Here is a 1,635-nt window from a genome sequence, read left to right as displayed (position 1 = left end):
TAAGCTCCAAAGATTATTCCCATAAAGAATATCATCCCTAAAATAGAAGCTCCATACATCATTTTTATATTTTTTCTTATATCCTCTATATCAAATTCTTTGAGTTTATCACCAATTGTAGGCTTTTCATGACTTTCTCCAAAATAACTCGTGACTCCCCCAAACTGTATCCCTATGGCTCCAGCCACAGCAGATTCAGGATGTCCTGCATTTGGACTGGCATGTTTCAGCCTGTCTCTGAAATAAATTCTCAAAGAAGATTTGTAATCAAACCCAAATATCATAGCCGACAGGGGATAAAATATCATTCCGGTAATTCTTGCAGGAATAAGGTTTACCCAATCGTCTAGTCTTGCTGAAAACCATCCGAAATCAATATATTTTTCATTCTTATATCCCACCATAGAATCAAGAGTGTTTACACCCTTATAAGTCATACCGAAGGCCAAGGCTCCGCTTGGATTTCCAGGTAAAAGTATAGCTCCCACCATCATATAAAACATAGGTGCTATTATACCGTCTACTGTATTTTCAGATATAGTTTCCATCACACTTCTTATTATATTTCTTTCATCCATGCTTCCTGTATCCCGGCTCACAAGATACGACAGCTCTTTTTTTGCTTTTTCCATATCCTTTGCCTTGAGAATGTTATAGACTTTCATCCCCTCTTTTGCCAGACATCTGGTGGCAAATATTGTGTACAGTAGATATATCTCCACAATCTGAAACATCCCCAGAGCATAGCTGAGCATAAAAGTCACTGAAAGGACTGTAATTGTAAGTACAGCCCCTGAAAGTTTTTTGTTTTTAAATCTGTACAGAATTTTTTCAAAATTTCCAATGAGTTTGCCTATAAACTGAACCGGATGAGGCATCCAGTATGGATCTCCGGCTATTAGATCTATCAGATAAGCCAGGCCTATTTTAGCTATCACATTCAACATTCTCACCCTCTAATATCCTGTATACTTTTTCCATGTCAAGGTTCTCTCTTACAATGTCAGCTAGCTTGTCAAACTCTCTTTCTTTGAATTCCTGAAAGTTTATGGCGTCTTTTATCTCATCAAGCCCTTTGTTTTTTCTCACATTATTCAGAAACTTTCTTGTAAAATCCCCGTTATCAAATATTCCGTGGATATATGTTCCTATTATATTGTCTTTAAAGGCTCCGTTTACACAGCCGTCTCCGTGGAGGAATACATTTCCTTCATTTCCGTTGGTGATTCCCTGATGTATCTCGTATCCCTTTACGGTCATTCCCTTTGTTCCCTCTAAGAATCCTCCGTCTATCTCTACTTTACCTTCGTACTGGACTGTTCTTTTCTCAGTTTCCATGACTGTTTCCATATCCAGAAGTCCGATTCCTGGTATTTCCGGAAGAGAGCTTTCCACTCCATTGGGATCTGATATTTTCTGCCCGAGCATCTGGTACCCGCCACAGATTCCAAATATTATTGTGCCTTTTTTAGCCAGCCTTACTATCTTTTCGGCTATTCCCTTGTCTTTTATCTCTTTCAGGTCATCAATGGTACTTTTTGATCCCGGAATCAGTATAATATCTTCGTCACCCAGCTCTTCAGCCTTTGTGACATACTTCACAGAAACATCTTCATATACACTGAGTGCATCCAG

Annotated in this window: 1 protein-coding gene and 1 pseudogene; both read right to left on the bottom strand. The window is 38.7% G+C overall.

Annotated elements, in window-relative coordinates:
- A partial coding sequence (cbiB, locus tag ABZA26_RS14630; protein ID WP_372715223.1) for an adenosylcobinamide-phosphate synthase CbiB occupies positions 1-947 on the bottom strand: 947 nt, incomplete at its 3' end.
- Positions 928-1,635: pseudogene (locus tag ABZA26_RS14625) on the bottom strand (cobyric acid synthase CobQ); the annotation flags it as partial. The gene cbiB and the pseudogene ABZA26_RS14625, both read right to left, overlap by 20 nt.

This window comes from Ilyobacter sp., from assembly GCF_041583315.1.
Lineage (GTDB): Bacteria > Fusobacteriota > Fusobacteriia > Fusobacteriales > Fusobacteriaceae > Ilyobacter.
The sequence above is the reverse complement of the archived record's forward strand: the minus strand, read 5'-3'. Positions and strand labels throughout refer to the sequence as shown.